The sequence below is a fragment of the Sulfolobus tengchongensis genome, from assembly GCF_036967215.1.
GTDB lineage: Archaea > Thermoproteota > Thermoprotei_A > Sulfolobales > Sulfolobaceae > Saccharolobus > Saccharolobus tengchongensis_A.
In genome coordinates, this window is record NZ_CP146016.1 from 1,264,054 (window position 1) to 1,287,593 (window position 23,540).

The 23,540-nt window shown below is 35.5% G+C and carries 23 protein-coding genes and 1 pseudogene; 18 read left to right on the forward strand and 6 right to left on the reverse strand.

All coding sequences use genetic code 11. The features are described from left to right. The first annotated feature begins 119 nt into the window (after positions 1-119). The 5 genes from V6M85_RS06045 to V6M85_RS06065 all read left to right on the forward strand — a co-directional run bounded on the left by V6M85_RS06045 (position 120) and on the right by V6M85_RS06065 (position 3,452). On the forward strand, positions 120-353 hold the full coding sequence (locus tag V6M85_RS06045; protein ID WP_338602673.1) for a sulfurtransferase TusA family protein: 234 nt from the start codon (positions 120-122) through the stop codon (positions 351-353). 9 nt (positions 354-362) lie between these two features. After that, the gene (locus V6M85_RS06050; protein WP_338604273.1) at positions 363-1,520 is read left to right on the forward strand and encodes an FAD/NAD(P)-binding oxidoreductase; all 1,158 of its coding nucleotides are present in this window, start codon (positions 363-365) and stop codon (positions 1,518-1,520) included. A gap of 1 nt (position 1,521) precedes the next feature. Further along, the gene (locus tag V6M85_RS06055; protein ID WP_338604276.1) at positions 1,522-1,902 is read left to right on the forward strand and encodes a DsrE family protein; all 381 of its coding nucleotides are present in this window, start codon (positions 1,522-1,524) and stop codon (positions 1,900-1,902) included. 2 nt (positions 1,903-1,904) lie between these two features. Continuing rightward, positions 1,905-3,029 carry a DUF1641 domain-containing protein gene (locus V6M85_RS06060; protein ID WP_338604279.1) on the forward strand — a complete coding sequence of 375 codons (1,125 nt, stop codon included), beginning with the start codon at positions 1,905-1,907 and terminating at the stop codon, positions 3,027-3,029. A gap of 69 nt (positions 3,030-3,098) precedes the next feature. Then, positions 3,099-3,452, forward strand: coding sequence for a hypothetical protein (locus V6M85_RS06065; RefSeq protein WP_338604281.1), 354 nt, complete (start codon positions 3,099-3,101; stop codon positions 3,450-3,452). Here V6M85_RS06065 and V6M85_RS06070 read toward each other — a convergent pair. Both V6M85_RS06070 and V6M85_RS06075 read right to left on the reverse strand, forming a co-directional pair. Beyond that, the gene (locus V6M85_RS06070; protein WP_338604648.1) at positions 3,449-3,685 is read right to left on the reverse strand and encodes a winged helix-turn-helix transcriptional regulator; all 237 of its coding nucleotides are present in this window, start codon (positions 3,683-3,685) and stop codon (positions 3,449-3,451) included. The genes V6M85_RS06065 and V6M85_RS06070 overlap by 4 nt on opposite strands. A gap of 56 nt (positions 3,686-3,741) precedes the next feature. Beyond that, positions 3,742-4,143, reverse strand: a complete 402-nt coding sequence (locus V6M85_RS06075; protein WP_338604284.1) for a rhodanese-like domain-containing protein — start codon at positions 4,141-4,143, stop codon at positions 3,742-3,744. A gap of 145 nt (positions 4,144-4,288) precedes the next feature. On the opposite strand from V6M85_RS06075, the gene V6M85_RS06080 reads away from it, so the two are divergent. Beyond that, positions 4,289-5,683 carry a SelD-related putative sulfur metabolism protein gene (locus tag V6M85_RS06080; protein WP_338604286.1) on the forward strand — a complete coding sequence of 465 codons (1,395 nt, stop codon included), beginning with the start codon at positions 4,289-4,291 and terminating at the stop codon, positions 5,681-5,683. 953 nt (positions 5,684-6,636) lie between these two features. After that, the gene (locus V6M85_RS06085; RefSeq protein ID WP_338604288.1) at positions 6,637-7,260 is read left to right on the forward strand and encodes a hypothetical protein; all 624 of its coding nucleotides are present in this window, start codon (positions 6,637-6,639) and stop codon (positions 7,258-7,260) included. Positions 7,261-7,727: 467 nt separating this feature from the next. Here V6M85_RS06085 and V6M85_RS06090 read toward each other — a convergent pair whose 3' ends face one another. Next, positions 7,728-8,366, reverse strand: coding sequence for an IS110 family transposase (locus V6M85_RS06090; RefSeq protein ID WP_338604290.1), 639 nt, complete (start codon positions 8,364-8,366; stop codon positions 7,728-7,730). Positions 8,367-8,443: 77 nt separating this feature from the next. Next, entirely contained in the window at positions 8,444-8,656 is a 213-nt protein-coding gene (locus V6M85_RS06095; RefSeq protein WP_338604292.1) for a hypothetical protein, read from the reverse strand. 412 nt (positions 8,657-9,068) lie between these two features. On the opposite strand from V6M85_RS06095, the gene V6M85_RS06100 reads away from it, so the two are divergent. Beyond that, positions 9,069-9,803 carry an IS1 family transposase gene (locus V6M85_RS06100; protein ID WP_338604295.1) on the forward strand — a complete coding sequence of 245 codons (735 nt, stop codon included), beginning with the start codon at positions 9,069-9,071 and terminating at the stop codon, positions 9,801-9,803. Between the two features lie 359 nt (positions 9,804-10,162). Here the strand turns inward: V6M85_RS06100 and V6M85_RS06105 are convergent. Next, positions 10,163-11,195 (reverse strand): annotated as a pseudogene (locus V6M85_RS06105) (DUF4322 domain-containing protein). A gap of 305 nt (positions 11,196-11,500) precedes the next feature. Here V6M85_RS06105 and V6M85_RS06110 point away from each other — a divergent pair. The 3 genes from V6M85_RS06110 (at position 11,501) to V6M85_RS06120 (ending at position 14,092) form a co-directional block, all read left to right on the forward strand. Next, positions 11,501-11,713 (forward strand): hypothetical protein, encoded by a 213-nt coding sequence (locus V6M85_RS06110; RefSeq protein WP_338604292.1) that lies wholly within the window; start codon positions 11,501-11,503, stop codon positions 11,711-11,713. Between the two features lie 77 nt (positions 11,714-11,790). Continuing rightward, complete coding sequence (locus V6M85_RS06115; RefSeq protein ID WP_338604290.1) at positions 11,791-12,429, forward strand: IS110 family transposase; 639 nt, start codon at positions 11,791-11,793, stop codon at positions 12,427-12,429. Between the two features lie 373 nt (positions 12,430-12,802). Then, positions 12,803-14,092, forward strand: a complete 1,290-nt coding sequence (locus V6M85_RS06120) for a glutamine synthetase family protein (protein ID WP_338604298.1) — start codon at positions 12,803-12,805, stop codon at positions 14,090-14,092. A 385-nt stretch (positions 14,093-14,477) separates the two neighbouring features. On the opposite strand, the gene V6M85_RS06125 is transcribed toward V6M85_RS06120, so the two are convergent. Then, entirely contained in the window at positions 14,478-16,454 is a 1,977-nt protein-coding gene (locus tag V6M85_RS06125) for a primary-amine oxidase (protein WP_338604300.1), read from the reverse strand. 144 nt (positions 16,455-16,598) lie between these two features. Between V6M85_RS06125 and V6M85_RS06130 the strand changes: the two genes are divergently transcribed. The 7 genes from V6M85_RS06130 to cutA all read left to right on the forward strand — a co-directional run bounded on the left by V6M85_RS06130 (position 16,599) and on the right by cutA (position 23,495). Next, positions 16,599-17,999 (forward strand): APC family permease, encoded by a 1,401-nt coding sequence (locus tag V6M85_RS06130; RefSeq protein ID WP_338604303.1) that lies wholly within the window; start codon positions 16,599-16,601, stop codon positions 17,997-17,999. Positions 18,000-18,328: 329 nt separating this feature from the next. After that, positions 18,329-18,646, forward strand: coding sequence for a hypothetical protein (locus V6M85_RS06135; RefSeq protein WP_338604306.1), 318 nt, complete (start codon positions 18,329-18,331; stop codon positions 18,644-18,646). A 145-nt stretch (positions 18,647-18,791) separates the two neighbouring features. Next, the gene (locus V6M85_RS06140) at positions 18,792-19,055 is read left to right on the forward strand and encodes a hypothetical protein (RefSeq protein WP_338604308.1); all 264 of its coding nucleotides are present in this window, start codon (positions 18,792-18,794) and stop codon (positions 19,053-19,055) included. A gap of 275 nt (positions 19,056-19,330) precedes the next feature. Continuing rightward, entirely contained in the window at positions 19,331-19,642 is a 312-nt protein-coding gene (locus V6M85_RS06145; protein ID WP_338604310.1) for a hypothetical protein, read from the forward strand. A 266-nt stretch (positions 19,643-19,908) separates the two neighbouring features. Further along, a complete protein-coding gene (cutB, locus tag V6M85_RS06150; RefSeq protein WP_338604313.1) occupies positions 19,909-20,757 on the forward strand; it encodes a glyceraldehyde dehydrogenase subunit beta in 849 nt (282 codons plus the stop codon). Continuing rightward, on the forward strand, positions 20,758-21,249 hold the full coding sequence (gene cutC / locus V6M85_RS06155) for a glyceraldehyde dehydrogenase subunit gamma (RefSeq protein ID WP_338604315.1): 492 nt from the start codon (positions 20,758-20,760) through the stop codon (positions 21,247-21,249). Continuing rightward, positions 21,246-23,495, forward strand: coding sequence for a glyceraldehyde dehydrogenase subunit alpha (cutA, locus tag V6M85_RS06160; protein WP_338604318.1), 2,250 nt, complete (start codon positions 21,246-21,248; stop codon positions 23,493-23,495). The genes cutC and cutA overlap by 4 nt, the downstream gene beginning before the upstream one ends. Positions 23,496-23,540 lie beyond the last annotated feature (45 nt).

A 23,540-nucleotide genomic window follows, 5' to 3' on the forward strand; every position in this document is an offset into this window, starting at 1 on the left:
TCAATTATATTAGATATAAGTAAATTAAGTAATAACATTCTTGAAAAAATATATTGTTGAAATAATCGAAATATTTAAAAGTATATATGCAAGATAGATTATAGAGGTGCGCAAAAAGTATGAGTAGTCTTAAGATATATAAGGAGTTGGATTTGACTAGTTCTTCGTGTGCTGGTCCCATAGGTGAGTTATCTGGAGTTATTGATGAGTTGAGGGATGGGGAGGCTGTTAAGGTAATTCTCGGGGATGAGGCAACTAAGAAGGATATCACATTGTGGGCTAAGAAGAGAGGTTTGAAAATAGTACAAGAAACTAAAGAAGGCAATAAATACATACTACTAGTAAGCAAGTAGGTGGAATGAATGGCTAAAAGGATAATAGTCGCTGGAGGAAATATAGCCGGTACAATAATTGCTAATAGATTAATTCAAAAATTAGAGCATGAGGTAAATAAAGGAGATGTGGAAATAGTAGTGCTGAATAAGTCCGATGATCATATCTATTTGCCTGGCCAATTATTAGTGGGATTTGGTCTTGAAGTTCCAGGAGAATTGGTTAAGAAAGAAAGTGAGCTATTAGACCCTCGTATCAAATTTTTACATGGAGAAAAAGGTACCATTACTAAGATAGATGTAGCTAATCATTCTGTGCAAACCGCCGATGGCGTTCAGCATAGTTATGATTATTTAGTTATAACGACAGGTGTAGAGTACACCTGGGACGAAATACCCGGTTATAGGGCCGCGTCACATACAGTGTTTGAGTATGATGATGCGATAAAGATGAGAGAAGCATTAGAGAAGTTTCAAGGCGGCACTATAGTCGTTAATGTAGCTAGGTTGCCTCATAGATGTCCAGTAGCTCCTCTGGAAGTTACCTTAATTTTAGATGATTATTTGAGAAAGAGGGGTATTAGAGATAAGACTAAGATAATTTATACATATCCAGTTCAAGGAGTATTTGGAAGACCCATAACTAATAAGTTCATGTTGAGGCTTTTCGAACAAAGAGGTATAGAAGTACATTCTCCATTTACAGTAACTAGCGTGAACCCAACTGAGAAGGTTATTGAATCACAAGAGGGAGAGAAGTTAAAGTTTGATATGTTAATTGCTGTTCCGCCTAATATGGGTGCTAAGGTTATTGGAGATTCTGGAATAGGAGATAGGAGGAGATGGATACCAACAGATAAGTTCACTCTGAGGATGAAAGACCAGTCAAATGTTTACGTGATGGGTGATGCTACCGACTTACCAGTTTCTAAAGCAGGGTCAACTGCGGATTTTGAGTCCTATGTTGTCGCTCATAATATTGCAAATGATATAAAGGGCAACTTAGGTGTTAAAAACTACGGTGGAGACGTATTATGTTACATAGCAACTGGTACCGATCAAGCTACTTATATCAGATTCAGCTATACTATGAATGAGAGTCCTCCACCACCTTCGTACATACATTGGTGGGGCAAAATAATGTACAATAAGATGTATTGGACTGTTACAGCTAAGGCTGTGGTCTGAAATGAAGACTGGAATTATTGTAGGTTCTAATGAGCGTTCAAGGTTAACTTATGCTGCGATGACTTCAGTTATAATATCGTCTATGGGTGACGAAGTCTACGTTTTTTTAACAATGGATGCTGTTAAGGCGTTTACCAAAAACCCAGAAGTTAAGAATGAGGATCTGTCATCAAAGACCATGGTTGAAAAGAAGGAAGAAGATTATATGAGCTTGTTTAGGAAAGCTAAAAAGAGCAATAAGGTTAAGATTTATGCTTGTTCATATGCTAGTAAGCTATTTAACTATACTAAAGAGGATTATGTTGATATAGTCGATGAAATAGCAGGGATAACTACATTTAGTATGGACGTTGAAGGTGGACAAATAATTTCAGTGTGGTAAAGATGCAAACTATTAATCTTGAAAAACTAGCTTCTAAGATTGATGAAAAGAAAATAGATGAGCTAGCCGAACTTCTAGATCTGACTCCAGCACTTAATGAGGCACTAAAGAAAATAGACGAGCTTAGGGAGTCTGGAGCATTAGATGTTTTGGTTAATTCTGCTTATGTTGTTAAGAGTTTTCGTGATATGTTGAATGATGAGGCTATACAAAACTTAGGTAATATAGTATCGTCACTGTTAGAATTTGGAAAAGTTGTTTCTAAATCTGAAGTATTTGAGAATACGATGGCTATTATTCAGAATTCAGACACATTAGCCGATTTTGTCAAAAGGTTAAAGACGCTGAAGGAAGATGGCACTTTAGATGTTCTAATTAATATGTCATATTCTCTGAAGACTTTTCGTGATATGTTAACTGATGACGCAATACAGAACCTAGCTTATACTTTATCCAGTTCATTAGAAGTAATGAAGTTAGTCTCACAACGCGCTGATGCTGTTAAAGTCTTGCTTGACAGATCTGAAGTGATGTCTGATCTTCTAAGTAGATTAGATAATATGAGAACTGATGGCACATTAGATGTTTTGGTTAATTCTGCTTATGTTGTTAAGAGTTTTCGTGATATGTTGAATGATGAGGCTATACAAAACTTAGGTAAATACATTTCAAATTTATTAGAGATAATGAGAGAGATCGATGATCAAACCTTACGCTCAATAAAGTCCACTATGAAAAAAATGAGACTTATAGATAATGTCCTAAATAAGGTTGAAGATCTAGATAGGAATGGTGCATTAGACGTTGTTATAGATTTAGCGTATGTTGCGAAAACTCTTCGTGATATGTTGAATGATGAGGCTATAACTCATATTTCTGGTTATGTATCGCAATTTTTAGAGGTTTATCCTAAGGCTATGGACTTCTTTGGGATAACACTCAGCGAAGTGCCGTATAGGATAATGAGAGCTATTACTTCTGATGAAGTTAAGAAGAATTTGGAGTCACCACCTCAAGTCTCAATAGGCGGACTTATTAGATTATTGTCAGATCCAGAAATTCAGAGAGGTTTAGGAGTGATATTTATTGTAATTAGAGCTATAGGAAAGGAATTTAGTACTAAATAGGTTTTTTTCCTAATTTTTCTAAATCTATTGATGACAAAGTATTTAAGAATTGTTTTGGAATAGAGGCTTATGAGAATAGCTTTAACATATGATAAGTCACAAGAATTAAAACCTCTAGATGAGGCTGAAATAATAGGAGTAATTGATGAGGATAAAAGGGAAGTTGAACAGTATGAAAACCCCGGAGTAGGTAGCAAAGAGGCTACAATGTCAGTAATATTAGATTTAAATGTAGATGCAATAGTAGTAGGTCCTAAGTTCTTATGTCCAGGCTCCTACATGATGTCTTATGGTAGGTTAAGATACATTCCTACGAAATACAAAAATCTGAAAGAGGTCCTAGAACATTTAGAGGAAGTAAAGAAGAATATTAAGGAAGAATTAGAAGAAGAGATGTACGCTGAAGAAATGGAGGAGTTTTAATCGCTAAATAACTTATAACATTCGTCTATTTCTAGAACTGAGTACATTCTTTCTCTGGCATCGTCAAGGCAAGGTAACGCTTTTATTAAACCTTTTTCCCTGAGTACCCTTAATGCATAACGTAATGTTCGTGTGGGCAACTTAGTTTGTTCTTGTAATTCCTTGAATCTAATTACCTTTTTCTCTAGTATTACCTTTAGTACTAGTTTTGCTGATGGTGGGAGTTTTTCCATCATTTTATCTATTTACTTATATTTCTTAAGACTTTCGCTAGATGCAAAAAGTTACTTTATCTCAAATTTTTATTTAATAACTTATACCATAGTGTACCGTTCTCATCCATACCTTTCTTAACTTCATATCCCATTCTCATCCATAATTCCATACCACCTAGCATATTGTAAACCTTTAGTCCCTCGAAAAGGTACGGCTTAGTATATACGAGCCAAGTTGATCTATTAGCATGCTCACATACAATAGCCACAGCATTTTTATTTATTAAAGGAAATAAATCATCAAAGTAGTCTAAAGGTAATAATATTGATCCGGGTATGTGATGATCCTCATATTCCCAGGGTTGTCTAATATCAATTACTGTTAAGTTGCTAGACTTGATAAGTCTCCTTACGATTGATGGCGGTACATCCTGTATGTTAGGATAATAAGGGGTTCTTCTATCAGTTATCTGCATCAAATTTTAAAGCATTCACGTAGAATTTAAGTGTGTTGGGATTTCTGCTTTTCAAAACTATTTTTATTTAAAATGAAATTTACAAAAACTGCATAAACATTATGAGAGCTAACTTTTTATTTTCTTACGAGAATATGCTAACTTGATGGCCATTGACAAATTAATTGATAAATTTAGAGTTAATCTTGACAAATATAAAAAAATGGGGCTTAATCCATTATCGCTTGCTACTGGATGCGCAGTAAAAGTGGATTTAATAGACACCGTTTATCCAGCAATACAAAAAATAAGGGACGAATTGACGAGAAGAAATATAGAAATATTACCTAGGGAAGATGCGGATATCTTTATAACGAGAGAGAAGATAATCATGAAGAGAATAATAAATAGTGGAGAATTCGACGCAGATAGAGCTGTTAGTCTAATTCAAGTTAATCAAGAAACTGCGGGGGATCCCGGTAAATTTGCTGAGTTTCTGTTAAGAGTTTACACTTCGATAAAAACTAAAAGAAAACTGACAATTGGGAAAGGGCATTCAATAGTTACTACCAATCCTAAAGGTGAGGTAGCAGTATTGGATCTATTTAGGCTAGAAGGAGCCAAAGAAAACTCGTACACTGTAGCTAATAATGACACTATTCAAATAGTTGATCCTCTGGACGATCCTGGTTCTCAAATGCAGGTTGATGTTGCAATTTCTAACTCTTTAAATGATCTATTCACAAAAGGTGTTTTTCAAGATTTAAGAATGATTCCAGTGGTTGATGCTCCAGTTGATGAATTAAAGAATCAATTATTGGTAAATTTTGATAACTACGCTAGAACGTATTCTATAGAATTAATAGATGACATTCAACCAAACTCTAAGACTCTAATGATAGGCGCAACTGTAATAGGTAAGTCTGATCATGAATTGCCAACATATTATAATAAGGTTAATGAAAACATGGAGATATTAGTTACTAGACCCGTAGGCGAGTTAACACCAATAAATGTATATATGTGGATGCTTACGGTGCCAGAACTTATAGAAGACATGGAAGCTAGGGGAATTACAATTCAAAGAGTTGAAGAAGCCAAGAGAAAGGCGTTGACATACATGAGAACTCCTAATATTGAGGTTGCTAAAACAATATATGATTATTTGCCACCATTTGGAGGTTCATTTAATGAGGAGGCTCATATAGCTATGACCACTGATGTTACTGGACCTGGACTATTTGTGGTCAAGGAATTTGCTGAAAAGGCCCAAGTTGATGTTGAATTATTTGATATTCCGGTAATAGATCCTGATATACATGAATTCGCAACTGAGAATTTCATTATACCGAATTCTACTGCAGGCACTAACGGTGCAATAGTGATTTTTGCCCACAAAAAAGTCATTGAGGAAATTTATGATGAGCTAAAGAAGAAGTCTCAAGAACCCCACATTATCGGTAAGGTTATAGGTAAGGGGAATGGTACAGTTACAGTCCCATCTACGATAACAAAGTATATTCATAGGAATAATGTATTGAAACAGTTTAAAATAAAGTGAAATGTTTCTGATTCAAAATATTTCTTATAAAGCGTATAAATGAGTGTGTTGTGAAAGTTTTTGTAAATCTATGCTGTTCCACTCATCAAGGCATTCCGTAAAGTTTACGTTTAACTTATAAATAGTAAAGTGTTTTTCATTGAAAATGCAACTACAATAAACTCTATCCAACAATAAGATAGAACTTATAACCTTAAAAATTAAATGACTACCAAATTATCCATGATGCCATTTGAGAACAAATAGTGTCTGTAAAGCAATATAAAATTTCCATATTCATCACTACACCGCAAGCGTGTCACTAAACTTCTCTTAGTATGTATTGTGCTAAGCTTAGTGATATGGTTTTTAGTTGGTGTTTTTTGGGCTTAACGTTTTTATTCTGAAGTATTAATTGTGCTAGGGTTACTATGTTCATGCGGTAACCCTCAACCATTACATAATAACTCTAGCACAAGTGAGAGTGTCCGAAGTGAGAGAAATTCAGTGAATAATTATTTGAGATCTGTCTCGTTAATGAAAAACTGAATAATACTTAAGTTGGGCAAATTGACATCTATGTTAGTCAATTTAACCTCAAATTAAGGTGATAACTCGGAACATAGAGTTAATTTTATACTTTATATTAAAATAGGCCGAATTTTATGCAATCCGGACACTCTCAAGTGTGTTTTGCTAGGGTTTTACGTTTGGATTTTAGTGTAACAGAACTTCTCTATGGTTTGAATTTTTAGTGTATTACATCTTGATTTTCGTGACTGTAGTTGAACATTCTAGGTAGATTTTATTCCCCTCATAGGATTCTTCAGACTGTTTATGTTATTGGGAGATATTTTAAGGGTATTATTGACTATTTATCTCATTTTGTAATAATATTGCTATTTATGTTTTTCTACCCGTGCCCTTACTGACTCTGATAAAATATATATAGCTATTAAGACAAATTACTATATGTGACAAAAGAAACTAATTTTGAGAGAAATTCCAATAAAATGGATAATATGACTGTCATTAAAGCAGTTAGAATTCCTAAAGGAGTAGTAGATAAATTAGATGAGATCCTCTATAAGAAAAATAAAAGATTCAATCAAGTTATTAATGAATTTTTAGAGAACTATATTAACTATTTAAGTAAGATAGAAGATATAAGTCGGGATAGACCAATTATTATTTCTTCTAGGTTTTTTGGGCTTTTAGTTGAATCTTTAGGGCAAGATATAGAAAAAATAAAAGAGAGGGCTTACAGTTTAGGTAAAGAGTGGGGGAAAGAATACTTATTTACGTGGAATGAATCTAAGACGATAGAGAGAGCATCTATCAGTATCTTCATAAATTTTTTAAGAACTATCTCAAAATACTCTGGGTTGTATAAGTTAGACATAATAAAAAAGGAGAAGGAATATATATGTATTTTTGATCACAATTATAGTGTTACCTACTCGATTATACTAGGCTATTATTATAAGGGAATATTTGAAAGCTTTTATGATAAATTAGATAATCTCGCTGATAAATACGAGATAACAGATATCATTGCTAACAACAATAGCCTAATAATAAAATTAGCTAAAAAATAGATTATTACAGCTTTTAATTGATAATTAGATTCAAGAGCTAACTGAAAAATTCCCTTAAAGCCCTAATCCGTTAAAAAGTATAAATTCCTTCAAGAGTTGAGGGAACAAGGAGAATTTTTCTCAACTCTATAAAAACTTTTTAATCATGATATTACTTAAATTAAAACGTGAACATGTTAGCCAAAATCTACTATGAGCACGAGAAAAACACAGAACAACTAGGATTTGTCCTACTATTTCTTGAACAAGCACTAAGAACAGACATGGAAGAGTAAGGTTTTTGATGAGCAGTGGACCTATTATCGTCCTAGGAGCGTTCAGTAATAAATCTTTCTGTCAAAAATTTGCATACTCATGGCTAACATTGAGCACGAGGACCTTAAATCCTCGTGCCCTTAAGGCAAGGGGAAATCAAGCATTGAGATCAAAGGACTTATTATGATAGCAAACACTCCAAACAATCCATGCTAACTTCCTAGCACAAGCAACAACAAGCTTGTAAGGAACCTACCCCTCCTCTCATCATAATATTTAACTATAATCGGATTATTACGATGCAAAAGTATTCCCAAGACAGCTAAATAAAACGTCTTCCTCAAGTACCTATCACCACGTTTTGAAATACCGTGTGATACAACCCTAGAACCACTCCTCTCAGTAACTGGGTCTAAACCACAATAAGCCACAAACTTCTCCGCCCTCCTAAAACGCGAGAAATCACCAACCCTAGCCAAAATAACAGCACCAGTAATCAACCCAATACCCGGAATAGTAAAGATCACATGATCCTTAGGAACAACCTCCCCAATCCTCCTCAACAACTCCCTCTTCATATCCTCAAGTTCAAGTAGCTGCTTTACTATTCCCCTTAACTCGTATATTACAGCCTCAGCATATGGTAACCTCAAGTACTCCTCGTTGTACTCGTATTTCCCCTCTACGATTTCCCTTAGCCTTTTCTTCGTTATTTTATCGTCATCATCTATCATTATTATTGTCCTTTTGAACCTGTTCTTGTGTCTTATTATCTCTCCATCAAGGAATTCCAAGTATGATACTAGCTCTTTCAAGTTGTTCAATTCTATTGGTTTTCCCTCACTTGCCATATTTGCTAATTTCTCTGCGTCATTATAATCGCTTTTCTTCCTCGGATCCTTGTTCTTAGCTAGTATATTAGGGCTTACTAATAGTACCTCATGACCTCTTGTTTTTTAGCCAAGACGCTTGCGCTATAAGTTGCAGTTGCTTCTATCACTACTATATCATCTTGTATTTCCTCCTCTAGCTCTTTTAATCCATGTAGGTTGTTTGAGAATTTTGCCTTTCTCCCCTTGCCATCTCTTAACACGTAACATTTTAACTCTTTTTTATCTATGTCTATACCTATTATTCCCATAGTTTATCACCCTTATATGTTGTGGTTACCCTCGTGTGGGGTTCCACACTGTTCAAGTACGATTTTTACTATGGGATGTTTTGATGAGGGGGAGGTCACGCTCCTAGGGGTGTATTTATGCACAAGTTTTTTGCCGATCATCCCCCTCATGCTGGGATTAAATTATACTCCCAGCTTAATATTACTTATATAAGTGATGTTAAGAGGTGTGGGTTTTGGATTTTCATGTCGATGATGTTCCTTACTTTGTCGTTGGTGATAGGAGTTATGGTACTTTGTGTGAAGGTTTCCAATCCACAATTTATGCAAAATAATTTAAAAAATATATTATTGCAAGAAAAACTGCTATATGTTATCACTAACCATAGTGTCACCATGAAGGTATAAATATTTGTATAACGAAAGTATTATTATGGGTAAGAGGGGAAGAAAGCCGGTTTACAGGGAGATAACTTGTCCCTCTTGTGGTAGTAATCATGTTGTTAAGAAGGGTAAGGTGAGGGGTAAGCAAGAGTATCTTTGTAGGAATTGTGGTAGGCAATTCCTTGAGGGTGCTAAGCATCGTTATGATAAAAGTGTAAGGGAAAAGGCTTTAGAAATGTATTCTAATGGAATGAGTATGAGGGCTATTTCCAGGGTTCTTCAAGTCCCCTTGGGTACTGTTTTCACTTGGATTAAGAGGTATGGTAAGAAGAAGTATGAAAAAATCGTTGAACTTTGGAGTAAGGCTAGGAATGTTGTGGGTGAGGGTGTTAAAGTTGTTGATGAAATGTGGACTTACTTGAAGAGGAATAAAAAAGCGTTCTACAAGTGGGTTTTTACTGGATTTGTCTTCTCTAGCAAAGGTATGTATGTTTCTTTCTCCGTTGGTGATCGTGATGAGAAGGCGTTTAATGGACTTAGACAATATCTTCCAGAGAAGGGAACCTGGGTAACTGATGATTACAACCTGTACTTCCTTCTACCTCAACATACTGTTGTTTCACCAGTTAATCCCAATGAGTCCCTTCACTCATCCTTACGTGATAGACTAGTGAGGTTCAAGAGGGCTACTAAGGCTATTAATAGGAGCCTTGAGATTATGAAGTACTCATTAGCGTTGGTATTATGGGAGAGAGGGCTAGTACCAGAATTTGTACCTTCATGACGACATTATGTCACTAACCTACAAATTAGACTCAAGCATACAACCATGAACGTGAATAAGAACCCAAAGCTGGATAAATCTAATGCGGGATAGAAAACTAGCCCCAGAAGTTATAACATCACAAAAAACCACCCATGAAAAAACACCTGCCTCATTCAAGACAACACTAAACACATAAACATACCACGTTTGAACACTATCGACAAAAAATCCACACAAAACCCTCAACTTAAAACCTTCCGCTTACTCAAATAACACCGCAAATCATAAAACAACACCAATCAAATTAACAAAAACTTATATAAGTAATATTAAGCTGGGAGTATAATCTAATCCCAGCATGACGGTACTCTCCAAAATCACCCCCTTGATAATAAACCGAAATAAATAAAAAGCCGTTCCATAATTTTAGCCAATTCAGATAAAAAGTTATCTTGTATCTCGCCTATGAAAAGCAAAACGAGAAGAAGCTTGAAATCCCTTTTATTAACCTCATCCTTAAAGAACAAAGAGTACAAAAACATAGCCAAAACAAAGACAAACAAGCGAAAAACCCAACTCCTAGAACAAGTAAAAACAAGAAAACCCTTAATCTCTCTATAAGAAGTCTCAATGGGATTCCTAATCCCATCATACAACCTCAAAACCTCATGTTTAGGCAAATCAAGATTAGTACCCCTAGCAACATACTCAACACGACACTTACCCCTCCTCGTAACCTCACGACCATGAACAATCAACCTAAAACTAACTTGACCACTCCCCCTACCACTTCCAGTAGTATAAGTACCATCATACTCATCATAAATCTTAACATCACCAACTGGAACAGAAATAATGTACTTGAACTGCGAGAGGAACCTTATTACTTCAACGCTGTAAAAGCCTGCGTCAAGTGCTATTATGCTAATTTTGAATCCTAGTGATGTGACTTGTTTGACTAGCGTTTTCACAATCTCATCTTTTCTCATTCCATTTGTGTATGGTGTGAACGCTAGGATGACTATTTTGTCGTTGTTGTTGCTGTTGCGTAGTTCCATTGATATCCCTTTTCCCCACTTCCTATTCCCTCTACTTTCTCTCCCCATTCCAGTCCAGTCTATGCTTATGTTCACTTCCTCTACTCCTTTTAGTAATTCCCTTGCTATTTCTTGTATTTTGTGTAGTAGTTTGTCTGTTATTTGTATTCTTTGTTCCTCTATGTAATTTCTTATGGTTTGTGGGGATATGTTGTAGTTTTTTTGATTTGTTTTCTATTGAGTCTCGCCATAGGCAAGCTGATATTAGTGTTTTCTCTACTTCTTCTCCTTTTCTTCCATTGAAGTTTAGTAAGGAAAGTGTTATATAGGCTAGTTTTTGAATGTTTATATTGTGGGAGAGTAGGGGGTTCATGGGTATTCCCACTATTCTAGTATTACCTACCCTCCCACAAATGTTTTTCTCTCGTAGAGTTCAATTTATTTCTTAAGTTTTAATTCACATTTTTCCGTTAGTCTAAAATAAAATCTTAGTAATATTTTTTATAAATTGAATTTAGGGAGTACCACATGAGGGGGATGATCGGCAAAAAACTTGTGCATAAATACACCCCTAGGAGCGTGACCTCCCCCTCATCAAAACATCCCATAGTAAAAATCGTACTTGAACAGTGTGGAACCCCACACGAGGGTAACCACAACATATAAGGGTGATAAACTATGGGAATAATAGGTATAGACATAGATAAAAAAGAGTTAAAATGTTACGTGTTAAGAGATGGCAAGGGGAGAAAGGCAAAATTCTCAAACAACCTACATGGATTAAAAGAGCTAGAGGAGGAAATACAAGATGATATAGTAGTGATAGAAGCAACTGCAACTTATAGCGCAAGCGTCTTGGCTAAAAAACAAGAGGTCATGAGGTACTATTAGTAAGCCCTAATATACTAGCTAAGAACAAGGATCCGAGGAAGAAAAGCGATTATAATGACGCAGAGAAATTAGCAAATATGGCAAGTGAGGGAAAACCAATAGAATTGAACAACTTGAAAGAGCTAGTATCATACTTGGAATTCCTTGATGGAGAGATAATAAGACACAAGAACAGGTTCAAAAGGACAATAATAATGATAGATGATGACGATAAAATAACGAAGAAAAGGCTAAGGGAAATCGTAGAGGGGAAATACGAGTACAACGAGGAGTACTTGAGGTTACCATATGCTGAGGCTGTAATATACGAGTTAAGGGGAATAGTAAAGCAGCTACTTGAACTTGAGGATATGAAGAGGGAGTTGTTGAGGAGGATTGGGGAGGTTGTTCCTAAGGATCATGTGATCTTTACTATTCCGGGTATTGGGTTGATTACTGGTGCTGTTATTTTGGCTAGGGTTGGTGATTTCTCGCGTTTTAGGAGGGCGGAGAAGTTTGTGGCTTATTGTGGTTTAGACCCAGTTACTGAGAGGAGTGGTTCTAGGGTTGTATCACACGGTATTTCAAAACGTGGTGATAGGTACTTGAGGAAGACGTTTTATTTAGCTGTCTTGGGAATACTTTTGCATCGTAATAATCCGATTATAGTTAAATATTATGATGAGAGGAGGGGTAGGTTCCTTACAAGCTTGTTGTTGCTTGTGCTAGGAAGTTAGCATGGATTGTTTGGAGTGTTTGCTATCATAATAAGTCCTTTGATCTCAATGCTTGATTTCCCCTTGCCTTAAGGGCACGAGGATTTAAGGTCCTCGTGCTCAATGTTAGCCATGAGTATGCAAATTTTTGACAGAAAGATTTATTACTGAACGCTCTAACAGTCCAATTAATTCACTTTATGAATTCGTAGGAACATATTAAGATTTCATTATACTAAATAGCGCACACCCCCATCGCTTTACTTGAAAATTATGATATATATTATGTAATTTTATTGAAAGGACTACTATTTCAATTTACAATGGAACCGTGAAGATTCAAAGTCGCATTTTAAAAACAGTTAATTAACCCTTTTTATATAAGTTTAATATTGTGAATATTGAAAAAGAACTTAAAGATAAGGGTGTGGAGATTCTAAGATTCACGTGGGTAGGATTAGATGGTTATATAAGAGCTAAGGGTGTATATGTAGATCATATTAGTGATGCAATTGAAACTGGAGTAGCTTTAACTATGGGTATCATTAGCTTCACACCAATGAATTACGTTAGTCCGTATGGCAGTTTTGGCCCTCAAAGTGAAGATGTTTTCTTAATTCCAGATATTAGTACTCTTTCAATATTTCCTCCGTCAGCGGTTGTATTATGTAATTTATATAAACAAGGAAAGCCATGGGAATACGATACAAGAAGTACACTAATAAGAACTTTAGAAGAAGTTAAGGAGCAATATGGTTTTGATTTTAAATCTGCATTTGAAATTGAATTTTACTTGACAAAAGATAGGAAACCATTTGATGAGGCTCGATGTTTTGACCCTTCGGTCTACTATAATAATCCAATAATACGAGAAATTGCCAAGAAGATAAAATATATAGGAATAGATCCAGTAAGGATCATAAAAGAACAAGGGCCAGCACAGTACGAATTTAATATAATGTATAAGGGGGCTTTAAGAAGCGCTGATGAGATTATATTATTTAAAGAGATATCTAGACAAATTGCAGCGAAATATGGAGTCGAAGTAAATTTTATGCCCAAACCATTTAATAAGTTACCGGGATCTGGATTACATTTAAATATAAGTATATGGAAAGAAAGTCAAAATCTCTTCTATAATCAGAATGATGAGTATAAACTAAGTGAATTAGCATATAGTTTTATAGCTGGATTAATTGAGCATGCCAAGGCATTAACCGCGATAGCCGCGCCTACTATAAATTCCTATAAAAGATTAATACGCGGGTCTTGGGCACCAACAAAAATAGCTTATGGATATAATAATAGATCAGCTATGATAAGGATACCGACACCATATCCCGGAATATCTAAGCTAGATAGAAGAATAGAGTATAGAGTACCTGACCCAACAACTAATCCATACTTGCTCTTAGCTGCGGTAATACAAGCTGGATTAGACGGTATAGAAAGAGGGCTTAAATCGCCAGAGCCCTTAAATGAGAATATATATCACAAAAAAGATATTGAAGATCTTCCACGAAATCTCAGAGATGCACTGAATGAATTAAAGAGAGATACTAGATTGATTGAAAAAGTAGGTAGGTCACTAATTGAAGAATTTATAAGAGTAAAGTTAGCAGAAGTTGAAGAATATGAGAGCTTAGTTACAGAGTGGGAATATGAAGTATATAGAAGTTTATAATTTAATGCGATACTTAGTTTCTAACACTAGTAAATTTGATAAATTTTTGATCTTCTGTTATTATCTGTAGGATATTATCTAGATCAAAAATTCCGAATAGCATTTTACGGAACTTACCTCAAGTAGCACTTATTTAATAAGCTTCGGCTTTTCTATCATATTATTAGTATATTATTAGTTAATCCATTAATTTCGTAATATAGTTTATATTTTATGACATAAATTTTTTAAATTAATTATTTTGCATTAGACTTGTCTATCTTAGATGCTCTAATAGAAGCACAAAAATGACTGACATGACTATCATAATTATAGTGTGAATAACCATGATAAAGATTTTAAAATTCTTATACTTTTTCCTTAAATTCATTTCATTACACCTAACTCACTGATGATGATGTTCCATAGTTAATTGTCGTTTATTATTTTCAAGTTGTCTAGGCAAATCTATACTAGGATTCCTATTGAAGAAGCCATCAGGTTTAAGCCAAAATCCGGCCATCTCTACAGGCATTACAGGCCAATCTTCAACTCTTACTACGTGTGGCACACCTAACGTATACCACACTACTAAATCTTTGTCTACAATCGATCTCTTCTTTAGCACATATTTTGGTAATCCTTCCCCTGCTTGTTCATAAGGATAATCGCCAGTAGCATATTTCTCACTCTCATCATATGGAGTGACCCAAAGATGATAGTTAATATAACCACCACGTTTTCTTACGTATGAATCGTCTGGTAATGGGCATGCTACATTTTCAACTGGTATTAATCTATAACCAACAGGCAAACCTAAGTAATTTCTTTTATATATGTTGACTATCTTCCAATATCTACCAGTTTGAGGATTTACATGCCTCCTTGCTTCAATTTCGTTTTCCAGTAATGTTTCTTCTGCAAAGAAAGCGTTACCAACCGGATTATTTTCACTTACTGGCTCTCCTTTCAAGTTTACCTCATAAATTCTATTTTCTAAGCCATCTATATTTAGGTTAAGTCTTATATTAAACCAATGTATATGAAGTGGAGCATAAACTTCCGGTGTAACCAATGTACCATACTTTGGATTTTTCTCGATTACGCCATCATCGTTTATTATTCCCGTAAGCTTTACAAGAAATTCGATACTTCCATCTTGATAGAAATACCAGAAGAATCCATAATCATAATTAGCTAGTGTAGCCCAAAACGAAATAACAAGCCTTCTGTTTCTCCTAACTTCAGATTTACCACTCCTTAAATCCGTGTGTCTCCATAATATATTAAAATCCTCCTCATGGACGCAAATAGCCTTTTTAACCTTAACTGGCTTACCATCCGAACTAACCCTAACTACATCAAAATGATATATTATCTCTCCAAAACAATCACAATCATATACATCGCCCATACCATGCTTTAGTGGTACAATAAAATTCCCTAATCCATAATCACCCGCATCAAGCACCATCTTTCTATTATGAAAAGGCGAGGGATCTCCGTATGGTACCATTAAATCTACAACAGAAGCTCTATAAAGTATTGTTCTTTCTTGATTATTCTCATCAGTGTAAGTTACATCATAGATAACTAATCCTTCTCTAGGAGTATAACCTATCCTCATTTTCCACCTATACCAACTTATCTCCCACCCATTTACTCTAAAACTAGCACCCCTTGGTTGACGTATTTCAAGAGTTTTTAAATTACCTCCAAATGTTTTTCCCAACTTCTCCGGCGTATAGTTGGCATCAAGATGTGGTAATGAAGCGTCTCCATAATCATCAACCCTTATGACTTTCATCTTATCTAGATCTACCCAAGGCATGAGGCCATGTACCGGTCTACCATATCCATTATCTTCATAATCCTTTTTTATCCACATATAGCCGATTGCTACTCTTTTACCGCGAAACTCTTCTTCAATATATCCTGGTGCCCAGCAATCTACCATTAATAAATTTAAATCATCTGGAAGAATTCCCCTTTTTCTTAAGGCTTCTTGTACTTTCCTGTCATTTCTTACAGCCTTCTCACATTCTCCGAATTCATCGAGCGTTATTGGGGGGAATACGTCATCAATCCTAGTTAAAGATATTATTTTATTAGTAGTTAAAGATATTATTCCTTCATATACCTTTTGTTCCTCCGGATCATAGAATTTTATCAGTGCTCTTCTGTCAATTTTAATATTTCTATCTTTTTTCCAAGCTAGATATTCTTGCTTTTTTGGCTCATCTAATGATACCGAGAAAAACTTTACTATCTTAGACTTAGATCCTAAGTGACTTTTAATAAGTTCTACTACACGTTTAATTTCTTCTTCATCTAAGGGATCTAAAGGAGACTTAAGGGGAACCTTGAGTTCTTCTTCCACCATGTTCTCATTATATTTAGGGGTATTAACTATTTAATAAACATTTCTAATATAATAAAGTAATATCTAGTATTACTATGTAATACTAGATATTTTTATATAGTTAAATAATTTATTAATCTAACTTAGGTTAGGAGGTAAGTTAAAATGGCAGAACCTTCAGAAAAAGATAATTCAACAAATAAAATAAATAACGATTCTTCTGAACAAAGTTTAGCTAAGGGTGTTGCTAGATATAGGGAAGTACTTGCACAAGGTATAGCGTCTGGGGCTCCAGCAGCTGCGACTATTGGTACATTAACTGGGGCTGCGGCTTTTGCCTATGGAGCACTACCATTAGCAGTTTTAATTGCATTAATAGCTATATTGTTGGACGCTACTAGATTATCTATAGTCTCAAGATACGTTCAGAGTGCGGGTGGTATTTACGCTTTTATAGAGAGAGGGTTAGGCAAGAAAGTAGCATTTGTGGCTAGTATGTCTTACATAGTATATATCTTCGCAGTAATTATTTTTGTTTATTTGATAATGGGTTTAATGGTTCCTACGGGATTTGAAGAGTTAGGAATAAACCTTCCATCTTGGATATGGATCCCATTTGGCATAATAAATGCAGCAATAGCTACTTTAATTTCGTATTTGGGTATAAAGCCGTCTTTAAAATTTACCTTAATGATGAGTTTAGCCGAAATGAGTGGGATAATAGCTACTTCGATTCTTATTTTCTCTAAGGTACCTCCAGATCCGCAAACATTCACGCTCGCCTATGTTCCACCTCCAAAAATAGCAAACCTAGGATTAGCAGTATCATTTGGGATTCTTGCCTTTACTGGTTATGAGACAGTATCGGTATTAGGAGAAGAAGCTGTTGACCCTAAGAATACTATCTCAAAAGGAGTGTTTACCGCGGCATTATTGTTAGGGATAACATATATAATAGGCTCTGAGGCCTTTACAGTAGGATGGGGAGTCAACAATATGGGTACATATTTTAATTATTTAGCACCAGGTTTAATTGAAGCAAAGACCTACGGTGGAATAATATTAGCAGCGATTTTAACTGCACTTCTCATAAATAGTAATATTGCTTGTGCATGTGGTTTTACGAATGCAGTAACCAGAGTTATTTATGCTATGAGTAAGGATGGTCTTTTACCATCTAAACTAGGTTCTATACATCCAAAAAGAAGGACTCCCTATACAGCTGCATTCTTCTCACTTGCTTTTACAGTTCTGTATTTTATCATAATGTCTATACTATTCACACCAACTAACATATTTATAGCTACTGGTATAACTACAACGTTTGGGTTTTTAATAGCTATTTTCACGGTAAATATAAGTATGCTAGTTATAGTGAAAAGAAATAATGCCTTAGGAATAGGAAATATACTTCTCGTGGCAATTATTGAGGCCATAATAGGCTACGTCTTTTACTCAACAATAATTACAAGTGCAGTTAATGTGCCAGTTCTAATAGGTGTTTTAACATTAGTTCTCTGGGTTATAGGTGGTTCAGTTTACCTTATGTTAAAAAGGCACTTTTAATCTTTTTATACTTTATTACACTTTAATTTTCCCTTATAATATATAAACTGTAATTTTCATTATCTTTAATAATTATAAACGTATTTACTACTCTGGTATCATTTATCGCTCCATTGCAAATTTAATTAAATTAATCTCGTAGAGTTAATTAAAAATGATCTGTCATTTCATAATGTAGCCATAAAGGTATAAATTCTGGGATTAACAATTTGTATATAACATAAGTAGATTTTCTTGAACTTGACGTTAATCCCTTTCCTACTTAAAAGTTTTTACTCCTACGAATTTACAACGTGAATTAGTTATGTCGTTAGAGGCGATAGCACGTAGTGCCTTGGATAATACGCATTTTAAACAATGTGAACGAGGAAATTCTTAAAAAATTTGAAGAAGATATTAAAGAAGTTCAGAGCCAACATTACCAAGAAATTAATACTTGGAATCATCATGGAATAGCAAGCAAGGCTGAAACAATGAGATTCGACTACGAGAGCACTCTCCAAAAACTAGACGATCTAGCAGACCTCAATCTAGTGGACATCGTGAAATTGAGGGTTGGCAATCACCCATTACAAATAGGCATCGGCTATACCTTTGACGAGACGGTGTCCAATTCACAATCTATGCAAAATAATTTAAAAATGTAGTTTAATCAAGTTAATATTTGATGTAAGAACTTCTATAAATTCCAAGTAGAATAAGTGGGTAATACTTATGGGGAAGTGACTCAAGTAATACCATGGGACACAAACTAAACCACATCAACTATCCCCAAAATGAGTTCAAAGGATTTTGCAAATAAAACCCCTAATAGAAGGTGAATTAAAGGATGTAATAGAGAAAACGTTCTCAAGTGTAAAAACACAAAGATATGACACAACACTATACTTCAAACTCCTCATCATCATGATAGTATACACAACATCCTACAGAGAACTAATAGGACTAGCAAACGTTACAATACAACACTTCCTAGGAGTAGAGAAAATACCATCAAAATCAGCAATACACTGGTTCACAAAACAAAACCTAGAAAAAGCAAACAAACTTATATAAGGTTGTCAAGGTTAGGAAAGGGAAAGAGCCAAGTGTTGATGGGGATTCAACATTGTCTTCAGCATTAGACAAGTTATGAAAAATAGTTCGATTGTTAGAGGCGATAGCACGTAGTGCCTTCACACTAGCAAAAGAAGAGGATACGAAGAGTTACTGGAAATTATTAGTAAGAGTGTGGAAGAAGTTTAACCTCAAGTTAGTGGTTGCTGACATGATCAAGTCTGTGGATAAGGTGCTTGAGCTCTCTGGAATAAAGACAGCTCTGCCTTAACCATGTGAAGAGAGATCTTAGTCGTAGTGAGAGGAGGGAGGTTGATCTATTACTCTCAAGCTTACTTGCAGAGTTTTCTGACAAGGTTAAGGAGCTTGTGAATCGAGGTCTCCTCTCGTTCTCATTCTTACCTCAAGAAATTCAGCATCTCCTATGCACTAATAATTTAGCTGAATCGTTTAACTCCCTAGTGGTAAGTATCATACGCCTCGTAGGTTGCTTCAGATTGTCTGGGCTATTGCCTATAACTATAACATTTTCAATAATTCTTTCCATGAATGGAATAATATCCATATATTTATTGTTATCTCTATGATTGAGGTGGTTTTATTCAATTAATTCTACATTGAATAAAAGAAAATGATGAGACTAGAATACAATTCGCAATGGAACCCTAAATCGTCCTGGACTATCATGGGCATAACTTATGTTGATAAAAAATGTCTAATTGCAGTTTTGAGATTAGTAGGGCAATGAGTATATTATAAGAGCTAAAATATGAAAAGATTCTATTTATATAATGTTTTTTATTAAACTATTTTTACATAATAAAATAAATAGGGCTAAGGAATAATATGATATGTGTACCCACCAGATTTTACATATGTTAAGCCTAGCAGTGTAGAAGAGGTAACGAAATTTCTTGATTCACATGACGATGCTAGGCCACTAGCAGGAGGGCAAAGCCTAATACCCATGCTAAAACTTCGTGTGATATCCCCTAGTTATATAGTAGATCTTAATCCAATAAACTCGTTAAGCTATGTAAGAAGCGGATTTAATTCAATTAGAGTCGGGGCATTAACTAGATATTATGAAATATTGAAGAGTGATTTAGTCAGAGTAAACGCTCCACTACTCTATCAAGCAGTAAGAGTAGTTGGAGACATGCAAGTAAGGAATCTAGGGACAATCGGAGGTAGTGTAGCTAATGCCGATCCCTCAGCTGACGTACCGACTGTGCTTACTGCATTAAATGCAGAGATCGTTCTAACTTCATCATCCGGCAATAGATCGGTGAATGCGTTAGACTTCTTCAAAGGCGCGTTTACTACTGATATAAGAAAAAGCGAGATAGTATCAGAGATCGTCTTACCTAACTTAGAGGGTTACCGGACTGTCTATAAAAAGGTCGTTAGAAGAGCTGGAGACTTTGCATTAGTCTCTTTGGCATTAGCAATAAAACTAAGACAAAATGAAATAGAAGATATAAAACTTGCTTATGGTGGTGTAGGAGAAAAGCCGTTCAGAGCATTAGAAGTTGAGAAAAACGTGATAGGTAAGAGGTTAAATGATGACTTAATTGAGGAAATAGTTAGTAAGGTTTCAAATCAAGTTAATCCTCCTTCAGATACTAGGGGTAGTTCTTGGTATAGGAAGGAGGTTATGAAGGTTATTACTAGGAAAGTTCTAAAGGAGGTGGTAAGTTAAATGTTAGTTGTTAATCAGGGTGAAAAAGTAAAGATAAAAGTTAAAGTAAATGGCGTATTGTATGAAAGATATGTAAGTCCTAGAATGTTATTGGTAGATTTTCTGAGAGAAGAGTTAGGTTTAACGGGAACTAAGGTTGGTTGTGATACCACGACATGTGGAGCCTGTACAATTCTCCTAAACGGTAAGTCAGTTAAGTCATGTACAATATTTGCAGTACAGGCTGATGGAGCAGAGATAACAACGATAGAAGGTCTTTCAGTCGATTCTAAGCTTCATCCTATTCAAGAAGCATTTAAGGATAATTTTGCGCTTCAATGTGGTTTTTGCACTTCAGGGATGATTATGCAGACGTATTTCTTATTAAAAGAAAATCCTAACCCAACTGAAGAGGAAGTTAGGGATGGTCTTCATGGTAATATCTGCAGATGTACTGGATACCAAAATATTGTGAAAGCGGTATTAGATGCTTCTAAGAGGTTGAGAACATGAGTTATGTGGGTAAACCGTTAAAAAGGCTATATGATGATAAATTCGTCACTGGCAGGAGCACATATGTTGACGACATCAGAATGCCAGCACTGTACGCGGGATTTGTCAGAAGTACCTATCCTCATGCACGCATTAAGAAGATTGATGTAAGTGACGCGTTAAAAGTTAATGGAATAGTAGCTGTATTTACTTCAAAGGAAATAAATCCATTGTTAAAGGGTGGAATTAGACCCTGGCCTACATATATAGATCTTAGATCCTTCAGATATATTGAGAGAAAGGCATTTCCCGAGGATAAGGCTAAATATGTAGGGGAACCATTAGCGATTGTTATTGGTCAAGATAAATATAGTGTCAGAGATGCAATAGATAAGGTGGTAGTAGACTACGAACCAATAAGGGCAGTTACAAAAATGGAAGAGGCTGAGAAGGATGAGGTGATAATTCATGAGGAGTTGAAGACAAATGTTTCGTATAAAATCCCATTTAAGGCTGGGGAAGTAGACAAGGCATTTAATGAGGCTGATAAGATAGTAAAAGTTGAGGCAATAAATGAGAGGCTCATTCCTAATCCAATGGAACCTAGGGGAATAATCTCCAGATATGAGGCAGGCACGTTAACGATATGGTACTCGACTCAAGTTCCTCATTATATGCGTTTAGAATTCTCCAGAATATTCGGTATACCGGAGAGCAAAATAAGAGTCTCAATGCCAGATGTAGGTGGAGCTTTCGGAAGTAAAGTTCATCTCATGCCCGAGGAACTAGCAGTTGTAGCATCATCCATTATTTTAGGAAGACCAGTTAGATGGACAGCGACAAGAACTGAAGAAATGCTAGCAAGTGAGGCAAGGCATAATGTTTTCACTGGAGACGTTGCAGTCAAAAAGGATGGTACTATTTTAGGTATTAAGGGTAAATTACTACTTGATCTAGGAGCCTACATGACTGTTACTGCTGGTATTCAACCGTTAATTATACCAATGATGATTCCTGGTCCCTATAAGATACGTAATCTAGATATAGAAAGCGTTGCCGTCTACACTAATACACCACCTATTACAATGTATAGAGGAGCGAGTAGACCTGAGGCAACTTACATAATTGAAAGAATAATGAGCACAGTAGCTGATGAGTTGGGCTTAGACGACGTTACCATTAGAGAGAGAAATCTAGTTACTGAATTACCATATACAAATCCGTTTGGATTAAGATATGATAGTGGAGATTATGTTGGGTTGTTGAAAGAAGGTGTGAAGAGATTGGGCTATTACGAGCTAAAGAAATGGGCTGAAGAAGAGAGAAGAAAAGGACATAGAGTAGGAGTAGGACTAGCATACTATTTAGAAATATGCAGTTTTGGGCCATGGGAGTATGCCGAAATTAGAGTAGATGAAAGAGGTGATATTTTAGTTATTACTGGAACTACTCCACATGGACAAGGAACTGAAACCGCAATAGCTCAGATAATTGCTGATGCTTTTCAAGTAGATATAAGTAGAGTTAGAGTCATATGGGGAGATACTGACGTTGTTGCGGCAAGCATGGGTACCTATGGTTCTAGATCAGTAACTATAGGAGGTTCAGCAGCCATAAAAGCTGCAGAGAAGATTTTAGATAAAATGAAGAGAATTGCTGCATCAACATGGAATGTGGATGTTCAAGAAGTTCAATATGAGAAGGGGGAGTTTAAATTAAGAAGCGATCCAAGTAAGAGAATGAGTTGGGACGATGTAGCAAATGTAGCCTATAGAAGTCATGATCCAGGATTAGTAGAGAAGGTAATATACGAAAATGACGTAACGTTCCCATACGGAGTTCATATAGCAGTTGTTGAAGTAGATGATACTGGTATTGCAAAAGTATTAGAGTACAGAGCTTATGATGACATTGGGAAAGTTATAAATCCGGCTTTAGCAGAAGCCCAAATTCACGGTGGAGGAGTGCAAGCAGTAGGGCAAGCGTTGTATGAACAAGCTTTACTTAATGAGAATGGGCAATTAATTGTAACCTATGCAGATTACTATGTGCCTACTACTGTGGAGGCGCCAAAATTCACCTCAATATTTGCTGAACAGTATCATCCATCAAACTATCCTACTGGAAGTAAAGGTGTAGGAGAGGCTGCATTAATAGTAGGACCAGCAGTTATAATTAGGGCATTAGAAGACGCGGTCGGAGCAAGATTTAATAAAACCCCAACCACGCCAGAGGAAATCCTAAAGGCAATTATGTCTAAAAAGTAAAATTTTTCTTTTTCTTGTAATATCTTTTTATTGATTATGAGATAT

Excerpts from the sequence above, each read along its gene's own strand:
- V6M85_RS06045 (WP_338602673.1), top strand. The coding sequence starts at position 120 with ATGAGTAGTCTTAAGATATATAAGGAGTTGGATTTGACTAGTTCTTCG.
- V6M85_RS06050 (WP_338604273.1), top strand. The coding sequence starts at position 363 with ATGGCTAAAAGGATAATAGTCGCTGGAGGAAATATAGCCGGTACAATA.
- V6M85_RS06055 (WP_338604276.1), top strand. The coding sequence starts at position 1,522 with ATGAAGACTGGAATTATTGTAGGTTCTAATGAGCGTTCAAGGTTAACT.
- V6M85_RS06060 (WP_338604279.1), top strand. The coding sequence starts at position 1,905 with ATGCAAACTATTAATCTTGAAAAACTAGCTTCTAAGATTGATGAAAAG.
- V6M85_RS06065 (WP_338604281.1), top strand. The coding sequence starts at position 3,099 with ATGAGAATAGCTTTAACATATGATAAGTCACAAGAATTAAAACCTCTA.
- V6M85_RS06070 (WP_338604648.1), bottom strand. The coding sequence starts at position 3,685 with ATGGAAAAACTCCCACCATCAGCAAAACTAGTACTAAAGGTAATACTA.
- V6M85_RS06075 (WP_338604284.1), bottom strand. The coding sequence starts at position 4,143 with ATGCAGATAACTGATAGAAGAACCCCTTATTATCCTAACATACAGGAT.
- V6M85_RS06080 (WP_338604286.1), top strand. The coding sequence starts at position 4,289 with ATGGCCATTGACAAATTAATTGATAAATTTAGAGTTAATCTTGACAAA.
- V6M85_RS06090 (WP_338604290.1), bottom strand. The coding sequence starts at position 8,366 with ATGGCAAGTGAGGGAAAACCAATAGAATTGAACAACTTGAAAGAGCTA.
- V6M85_RS06095 (WP_338604292.1), bottom strand. The coding sequence starts at position 8,656 with ATGGGAATAATAGGTATAGACATAGATAAAAAAGAGTTAAAATGTTAC.
- V6M85_RS06100 (WP_338604295.1), top strand. The coding sequence starts at position 9,069 with ATGGGTAAGAGGGGAAGAAAGCCGGTTTACAGGGAGATAACTTGTCCC.
- V6M85_RS06110 (WP_338604292.1), top strand. The coding sequence starts at position 11,501 with ATGGGAATAATAGGTATAGACATAGATAAAAAAGAGTTAAAATGTTAC.
- V6M85_RS06115 (WP_338604290.1), top strand. The coding sequence starts at position 11,791 with ATGGCAAGTGAGGGAAAACCAATAGAATTGAACAACTTGAAAGAGCTA.
- V6M85_RS06125 (WP_338604300.1), bottom strand. The coding sequence starts at position 16,454 with ATGGTGGAAGAAGAACTCAAGGTTCCCCTTAAGTCTCCTTTAGATCCC.
- V6M85_RS06130 (WP_338604303.1), top strand. The coding sequence starts at position 16,599 with ATGGCAGAACCTTCAGAAAAAGATAATTCAACAAATAAAATAAATAAC.
- cutC (WP_338604315.1), top strand. The coding sequence starts at position 20,758 with ATGTTAGTTGTTAATCAGGGTGAAAAAGTAAAGATAAAAGTTAAAGTA.
- cutA (WP_338604318.1), top strand. The coding sequence starts at position 21,246 with ATGAGTTATGTGGGTAAACCGTTAAAAAGGCTATATGATGATAAATTC.